This window comes from Micromonospora sp. NPDC051296 (assembly GCF_040682255.1).
Taxonomy (GTDB): Bacteria; Actinomycetota; Actinomycetes; order Mycobacteriales; family Micromonosporaceae; genus Micromonospora; species Micromonospora craterilacus.
This window is the reverse complement of the sequence record NZ_JBFBAO010000350.1, coordinates 1-7,398: the sequence shown is the minus strand read 5'-3', so window position 1 is coordinate 7,398 and position 7,398 is coordinate 1. Positions and strand designations below refer to the sequence as shown.

The following is a 7,398-nucleotide window of genomic DNA, read 5'->3' as shown; positions in this document are numbered from 1 at the left end:
TTCGGTCGGGACGAGACTGGGTGCGGGCGCAGCGGCCCGAGGTGGTGTACGCGACGCTCGGCAGCATCCGGATGATGCGGCTGGCCGTGGCGGTGGCCCGGGAATGTCGGGTGCCGCTGGTGCCCCACTTCATGGACGACTGGCCGAGCACGATGTACGCAGGCGGGCAGATGCTGGGGTTGGCCCGGTTGGCCGTGCGCGCCGAACTGCGGGCCGTGCTGCGGCACTCGTCCTACGGGCTGGGTATCAGTGGCCCGATGGCCCGCGAGTACGAGCGGCGCTACCGGCTGCCGTTCGCCGCCTTCGGCAACTGCGTGGAGCGAACGGACTTCGCCGAACCGGCGCCCGGCGGGCGGGGACGAACGCCGATCGAACTGGTCTACGTGGGCGGCCTGCACCTGGAGCGGTGGCGGTCGCTTCGGCGCGTCGGTGAGGCGCTCGGCGGTCTCGCCGGGGCCGCGCCGCCGGCCCGGCTGACCGTGCACACGCCCGCCCACGACGCCGCCCGCTACGCGGACCGGTTTCGCGACCTGCCGGCGGTGCGGCTGGGCCGCTCGCTGGACAGCAACGAGGTCGCGGCCGTGTTGCACGGCGCGGACGTGCTGGTGCATGTGGAGTCGTTCGCCGAGGATACCCGCGCCTACACCCGGTACTCGCTGTCCACCAAGATCCCGCAGTACCTCGCCGCCGGTCGGCCGGTGCTCGGGTTCGGCCCGGCCGAGCTGGCGTCGATGGTGCACCTCACCGAGGCCGGCGCGGGGCTGGTGGTCGGCGTGGACGACATGACGGCGCTGACCCGGGAACTGGCCCGGCTGTGCCGGGACGGGCACCTGCGGGACCGGCTCGGCCGGCAGGGCAGCGCCTTCGCGGTGCGCCACCACCGCGCCGACCAGGTGTCTGTCCGGCTGGCCGAGGTGCTGCGTGAGGCGGCGCGGCGGCCGGTCACCCCACGTGGTGTGGGGCCGGTCGCGCGGTGACGGGCCGGCTGCCCCAGGACGACGTTCCCGGTGCCGCCCGGTGCATCGGTCGGGCGGCCACCGGCAGTTCGGGCAGGACGGTGACCAGCGCGAGCGCCAGCCACATGGCCAGGGCGGTCTCCCACTGACCGGTCAGCCAGATCGGTAGCAGCACCCCGGTGAGGACGCAGGCCAGGACGAGCCCGCGCCGCCCGCTGCGGGCCGTGGTCCAACAGGCCGCCGCGATGGTGCCGAGGTACAACAGCACACCGACGAGGCCGAGGTCGTTGCCGAGGATGAGCAGCAGGTTGTGCGGCCCGATCTCCATCGGGTTGCTGTGGGTGAACACGCCCGGACCGGAACCGGTCAGCGGCGACTCGCCCCAGGTCGACAGGGCGTACGGCCACAACTCCAGGCGGCCGGAGATGTCGCCGGTGGGGCGATCGTAGAGTTGGTCGAGCCAGCGCATCGCGCCTTCGGGTGCGACGCCGACCGGCACGACGACGAGCAGCAACAGGCTGGTGATGCCGATCCCGGCGGCAGTGGCCCATGGCAGCCGCCACGCCAGCGCCAGCACCACGACGCCGACGAGCACGCCGATGGCCGCGCCACGGCAGCCGGTGAGCAGCATCGCCCAGGTGACCGGTAGAGCGAGCAGCGGCGGACCGAACCGAAGCAGCGGATGGCGTCCCGCCGCGACGGTGAGCAGGATCGCGACGACCGTTCCCACGGCGAGGGTGTACGCGGTGGCGTTGATCTCTCGGCCCTCGACGCCGTACCGGGTGGCGACGTCGACGAGTTCGCCCTGCTGGCGAAGCTCGTCGCGGGCACCCGCGAGCACCTCCAGGGCGACCACCACGCAGGCACCGAGGTAGGCCCAGCCGAGCAGAAGCAGATCGCGTCGACTGCGGATCACCTGCCGACAGGTGACGAAGACCAGGCAGACCGTGGCGTACCGGTAGCCGCCCGGCAGCGTCCAGGCGGCCTGCCCGGCCCACAGTGGACCGGCCAGGGCCCAGGCGCCGGTGGCGAGGGCCAACGTGTCGGGCAACCGCAGGCGGGGCGCCCGCCCGGTGAGGGCGAGGGCGATCAGGGCCAGCACCGCCGCGTAGTTGAACGACCACCAGGGTGGGCGGACTGCGATCACGGCGACCAGCGCGAGCACCAGCACCGCGGGTAGGGTCAGTGGTCCGCGGCCGGCCGGCCGGCCGAGTGCGTCCGGGGACTCTCCGCTGCGTCCTGACTCGCGTAGAAGCGGCATGACGATCCTTCGGCTACGGGGGCCGGTGCGACAGCTGGGGCCTGTCGTTGGCCGGGTGGGCAGGCCGGCCAGGCCGGAGTTTCGCCCGGGGTTGTCAGCGGACGCTGCTGGTCGTTTCTACCAGTTTTCGCAGGTTGGACTGCCCGTTTGCGGTAATTGCGGAACCAAGGGTTCGCCGTTTGACTGATTCGTCCCAGAAGCGTATCCAGTGTCCTCGGAATGTCGTTGTGTCGGATGCTGTATCCGGCCGGGCTGGCCCCTGCCGCCGGTCCGGTTCACGGAGGAGAGCCCTTCACACGGGAGAAGCCATGATCCACATGACTGCCGGGCGCCGGGTGCTGATAACCGGAGGCACCGGCTCTTTCGGACAGACCATGACTCGCCGGTTGCTGGAGCGCGACGTCGCCGAGGTGCGGATCCTCAGTCGTGACGAGGCCAAGCAGGACTCGATGCGCCGTACGCTGGGCGACCAGCGGGTGCGCTACCACGTGGGTGACGTCCGCGACCACGACACCGTGCTCCGGGCCACTCGCAACATCGACTTCGTCTTCCACGCGGCGGCACTCAAGCAGGTCCCGTCCTGTGAGTTCTTCCCGTTGGAGGCGGTCCGCACCAACATCGTGGGCAGCGCCAACGTGGTGGAGGCCGCCGCGCACAACCGGGTCGGCTCGGTGGTCATGCTCAGCACCGACAAGGCGGTCTATCCACTGAACGCCATGGGCATGAGCAAGGCGTTGATGGAGAAGGTGGCCCAGGCGCATGCGCGGAACAACCCGGACGGCGCCACCACCGTCTCCTGCGTCCGCTACGGCAACGTCATGTATTCGCGCGGCTCGGTCATCCCGCTCTTCGTCGAGCAGATCAAGGCCGGTCGGGCGGTCACCGTCACCGAGCCTACGATGACCCGATTCCTCATGTCGTTGACCGACTCGGTGGACCTCGTCGAGCACGCCTTCAACCACGCGCGGGCGGGCGACGTGTTCATCCGCAAGGCCCCGGCGTGCACCATCAGTGACCTCGCCGAGGCGGTATGCCAGCTGTTCGACGTGCCGTTCAAGCTTGACGTGATCGGCGTGCGGCACAGCGAGAAGTGGCATGAGACGCTCGCCAGCCGGGAGGAACTGACCCAGGCCGACGACTTCGGCGACTTCTTCCGGGTGCCGCTGGACGCCCGCGACCTGAACTACGCGCTCTACGTCTCCGAGGGGGACCTGGGCGACGGCCCGGCCGAGGACTTCAACTCCGCCAATGCGCCGCGGCTGGGCGTACCGGAGATCGTGGAGCTGCTGCGGACGCTGCCCGAGATCCGCGCCGAGCTGGCCCTGCGCGACCCGGTGCCGGCATGCTGAGGCTGGCCGTCACCGGAGCAGACGGTTTCCTCGGCTGGCACCTGCGGGTGCTGCTGCGGGCGCTCGGCTGGCCGGAACCGGTCCGCCTCGGCCGGGCCGAGCTGGCCGACCCGCAACGGGCCGGTGCCCTGCTCTCCGGCGTGGACCGGGTGCTGCACCTCGCCGGCGTCAACCGTGGTGAGCCCGACGAGGTGGCCGCGGGCAACCTGCGGGCGGCTGCCCAGTTGGCCGCCGGGTTGCGGGCCGCGACCGACCCGCCGGCCCAGGTGGTGTACGCCAACTCGGTGCAGGCCGGCAACGGCACCGGGTATGGCGACGCCAAGGCCGCCGCCGCCCAGCTGCTCGCCGGCACCGGACTGCCGGTCGACGACGTCCTGCTGCCCAATCTCTACGGCGAGCACGGCCGCCCGCGGTACAACTCCGCGGTCGCCACGTTCTGCCGGGTCCTCGCCGACGGTGGGCAGCCGGAGGTGCACGGGGATCGGGAACTCGACCTGGTGCACGTCACCGACGCCGCGGCCCGGCTGGCCGGCGTGCCGGCCGGCGGATCGTGGGACCCGGCCATGCCCGCGCTGCGTATCGGCGTCCGCGAACTGGCCGACCGGCTCGCGGCGACCGCCGCGGCCTACCGTGCCGGAGAGATCCCGCCGTTGCGCGACCGGCACGACCTGAGGCTGTTCAACACCTACCGTTCGCACTGTTTCCCGACCCACTATCCGCTCCCGTTGCCGCGTCGCGGCGACGCCCGGGGCGAACTGGTGGAGACGGTGAAGGCACACGGCGGCGGTGGCCAGACCTTCTGCTCCAGCACGCATCCCGGGGTCACCCGGGGCGAGCATTTCCACCTGGCCAAGGTCGAACGGTTCGTGGTGCTGCGCGGCTCGGCCGAGATCAGCCTGCGCCGGGTCGGTGACACCGAGGTGCTCCGGTTTCCGGTGACCGGCGACGTGCCGATGGCCGTCGACATGCCGACCATGTGGGTGCACAAGCTGGTCAACACCGGCGACGACGAGCTGGTCACCCTCTTCTGGACCAACGAGCTGTTCGACCCGGCACGCCCGGACACCTGGCCGGAGCCGGTCGAGGCGACCCTGCCGGCCCAGGTGGCGGTCTCGGCGTGAGGGTCGGCCTGGTCAGCCAGTGGTACCCCCCGGAGGGGGTGTTCATCCCGGGCAACCTGGCACACGGGCTCGCCGAACGGGGCCACGCCGTGCGGGTGCTGACCACGTTTCCGAGCTACCCGTACGGCCGGATCTATCCCGGCTGGCGCCAGCGGTGGCGGCACCGGGAAACCGACGGGCCGGTCGCGGTGCGGCGGGTGCCTGCCTACCCCAGCCATGACACCTCGGCGCGCCGGCGAGCGCTGAGCCATCTCTCCTTCGGCGTCAGCAGCGTGCTGGCCGGAGCGGGCTGGCTGGCCGGGGTGGACGTCACCTACGTCTACCACCCGCCGCCGACCACCGTCGCCGTCGCCGCCGTGCTGCGCGCCGCCCGGCGTACCCCCGTCGTCCTGCACGTGCAGGACCTGTGGCCGGAGTCGGTGATCGGGTCGGGCATGGCCCCGACCGGTCGGCTCGGCCGGTCGCTGGAGGCCGGGATCGGGGCACTGATGCGCGCCGCCTACCGGACCGCCGCCGCGATCGTGGTGATCTCGCCCGCTATGGCGGATCTGGTGGTGGCGCGCGGCGCGGACCCGGAGCGGGTCCGGGTCGTCTGGAACTGGACCGACGACACGCTGTTCCGGCCGGTCCCGGCGACCCCGGCGGCCCGCGCCGTGCTCGGCCACCGTGGCCGGTGCACCGTCATGTTCGCCGGTAACCTCGGCCTGCTCCAGGGGCTCGACACCGCCGTGCGGGCCGCCGCCGCCGTCCGGGACCGGATGGACCTGGTGCTGGTCGGCTCCGGTGCCGACGAGAAGGCGATCGGCCGGCTCGCCGTGGACCTGGGAGCGGACAACGTCCGATTCGTGGGCCGTCGCCCGGCCAGCGAGATGGCCGAGCTGTACGCGGCGGCCGACTTCCAGTTGGTCTGCCTGCGCGACCTGCCCGCCCTGCACGGCACGATCCCGTCGAAGCTGCAGGCCGCACTCGCCTGTGGTGTCCCGGTCGTCGCCTCGCTCGGCGGGGACGCGCCCGCGCTGGTCCGTTCGGCCGGGGTGGGGCTGGTGAGCCCGCCGGAGGACTGGCGGGCGCTGGCCGACCGGTTCGCCGAGGCCGCCGCGTTGCCCGTGGCGGAGCGTGCGCGGATGGCGCACCAGGCCCGGCGGGTCTACGAGGAGCGGATGTCGGTGCGGGTCGGCGTGGACCAGTTCGAGGACATCCTGGCCAAGGTGGCGACACGGAGAGGACGCACATGACGCGGGTCATGACGGTGGTGGGCACCCGACCGGAGATCATCAGACTGTCCCGGGTGATCGCCCGGCTCGACGACACCGTCGATCACCTGCTGGTGCACACCGGTCAGAACTGGGACCGGACGCTCTCGGACGTCTTCTTCACCGAGCTGCGACTGCGCGAGCCGGACCGCTTCCTGCGGGTGGACACCTCCTCGCTGGGACGGGTGCTGGGCGGCGTGCTGGTCGGTGTCGAGGCGGCGATCGCCGAGCTTCGGCCGGACGCGCTGCTGGTTCTCGGTGACACCAACAGTTGCATCGCGGCGCTGATGGCCCGCCGGATGCGGGTGCCGGTCTATCACATGGAGGCCGGCAACCGCTGCTTCGACCTCAACGTGCCGGAGGAGACCAACCGCCGGCTGGTCGATCACGTCGCCGACTTCAACCTCGTCTACACCGAGCACGCCCGGCGTAACCTGCTCGCCGAGGGCCTGCACCCGCGGCGGATCCTGCACACCGGGTCGCCGATGCGCGAGGTGCTGGAGCACTACCGGCCGGAGATCGAAGGCTCCCGCGTGCTGAGCCAACTCGATATCACCCCGGGCCGGTACGTCATGGTCAGCGCCCACCGGGAGGAGAACGTCGACCAGCCGGCCCGGCTGCGCCGGCTGCTCGACTGTCTCGCCGCCGTACGCGACCGCTGGGGCCACCCGGTGCTGGTCTCCACCCACCCGCGTACCCGCAAGCGGCTGGAGGCCCTCGCGCCGGACGCGACCGTGCTGGACGGCATCTCGTTCCACGAGCCGTTCGGGCTGATCGACTACGTGCACCTGCAGACCCGCGCGTTCTGCACGCTCTCCGACAGCGGCACGATCAGCGAGGAGGCCGCGATCCTGGGCTTCCCGGCAGTTACCCTGCGCGAGTCGATCGAGCGCCCCGAGGCGCTGGACGCCGGTGGCATCATCATGACCGGCCTCGACCCGCAGGGCGTGGTGGAGGCCGTGAAGGTCACCGTGGCGCAGGTCGCCGCCGACGGCGTACCGTGCCCGGCCGACTACCGGGTCGGGGACACCTCGCGGCGGGTGGTCGACTTCATCCTCTCCACCGTGCGCCGGCACCACGACTGGGCCGGCATCCGCCGCTGAGCTGTCCGTACCGCTGAAAAGGGGGCCGGCGACCACGGGTCGTCGGCCCCCTTTCACGCTTGGGTCAGCGGGACATGGGCAGCTCCACGGCGCCGTCGGCGACCGCGCTGCCGACCGCCTGGGTGCAGAGCCGCGCCAGTTCGGCGACGACCTTCTCGGGGTCGTCGAACGGGTCGAGGCCGCTGACCTCCAGCGGGTCGAGCGGGGGCACCGCGACGTGCGAGACGAGCGGGTGCAGCGGGCGGGTGTCGACCTCGCCGGTGCCGAGCAGGTCCTCGTGCAGCTTCTCGCCTGGGCGCAGTCCGGTGAAGACGATCGGCACCACGCTGTCGGCCTGGTCGGCCAGCTGCCGGGC

General features: G+C 72.0%; 7 protein-coding genes. 5 read left to right on the top strand and 2 right to left on the bottom strand.

From position 1 onward, the window contains the following. Positions 1-977 (top strand): glycosyl transferase family 1 (locus AB0M52_RS27490; RefSeq protein WP_363959463.1); only part of this gene is annotated, 977 nt, incomplete at its 5' end. On the opposite strand, the gene AB0M52_RS27485 is transcribed toward AB0M52_RS27490, so the two are convergent. Beyond that, on the bottom strand, positions 943-2,217 hold the full coding sequence (locus AB0M52_RS27485) for an O-antigen ligase family protein (RefSeq protein WP_363959461.1): 1,275 nt from the start codon (positions 2,215-2,217) through the stop codon (positions 943-945). The two genes, AB0M52_RS27490 and AB0M52_RS27485, sit on opposite strands and share 35 nt — an antisense overlap. Positions 2,218-2,525: 308 nt before the next feature. Between AB0M52_RS27485 and AB0M52_RS27480 the strand changes: the two genes are divergently transcribed. The 4 genes from AB0M52_RS27480 to wecB are packed head-to-tail and all read left to right on the top strand — an operon-like array spanning position 2,526 to position 7,043. Next, complete coding sequence (locus AB0M52_RS27480) at positions 2,526-3,566, top strand: SDR family NAD(P)-dependent oxidoreductase (RefSeq protein WP_363959459.1); 1,041 nt, start codon at positions 2,526-2,528, stop codon at positions 3,564-3,566. Then, positions 3,560-4,687: an NAD-dependent epimerase/dehydratase family protein gene (locus AB0M52_RS27475; RefSeq protein ID WP_363959456.1), complete on the top strand. Its 1,128-nt coding sequence runs from the start codon at positions 3,560-3,562 to the stop codon at positions 4,685-4,687. The genes AB0M52_RS27480 and AB0M52_RS27475 overlap by 7 nt, the downstream gene beginning before the upstream one ends. Continuing rightward, positions 4,684-5,922 carry a glycosyltransferase family 4 protein gene (locus AB0M52_RS27470; RefSeq protein WP_363959453.1) on the top strand — a complete coding sequence of 413 codons (1,239 nt, stop codon included), beginning with the start codon at positions 4,684-4,686 and terminating at the stop codon, positions 5,920-5,922. Before AB0M52_RS27475 ends, AB0M52_RS27470 begins: the two co-directional genes overlap by 4 nt. Further along, the gene (gene wecB, locus AB0M52_RS27465) at positions 5,919-7,043 is read left to right on the top strand and encodes a UDP-N-acetylglucosamine 2-epimerase (non-hydrolyzing) (protein WP_363959450.1); all 1,125 of its coding nucleotides are present in this window, start codon (positions 5,919-5,921) and stop codon (positions 7,041-7,043) included. The genes AB0M52_RS27470 and wecB overlap by 4 nt, the downstream gene beginning before the upstream one ends. 64 nt (positions 7,044-7,107) lie before the next feature. Here wecB and AB0M52_RS27460 read toward each other — a convergent pair. Next, on the bottom strand, positions 7,108-7,398 hold a 291-nt coding region (locus AB0M52_RS27460; RefSeq protein ID WP_363959447.1), incomplete at its 5' end, for a polysaccharide biosynthesis protein.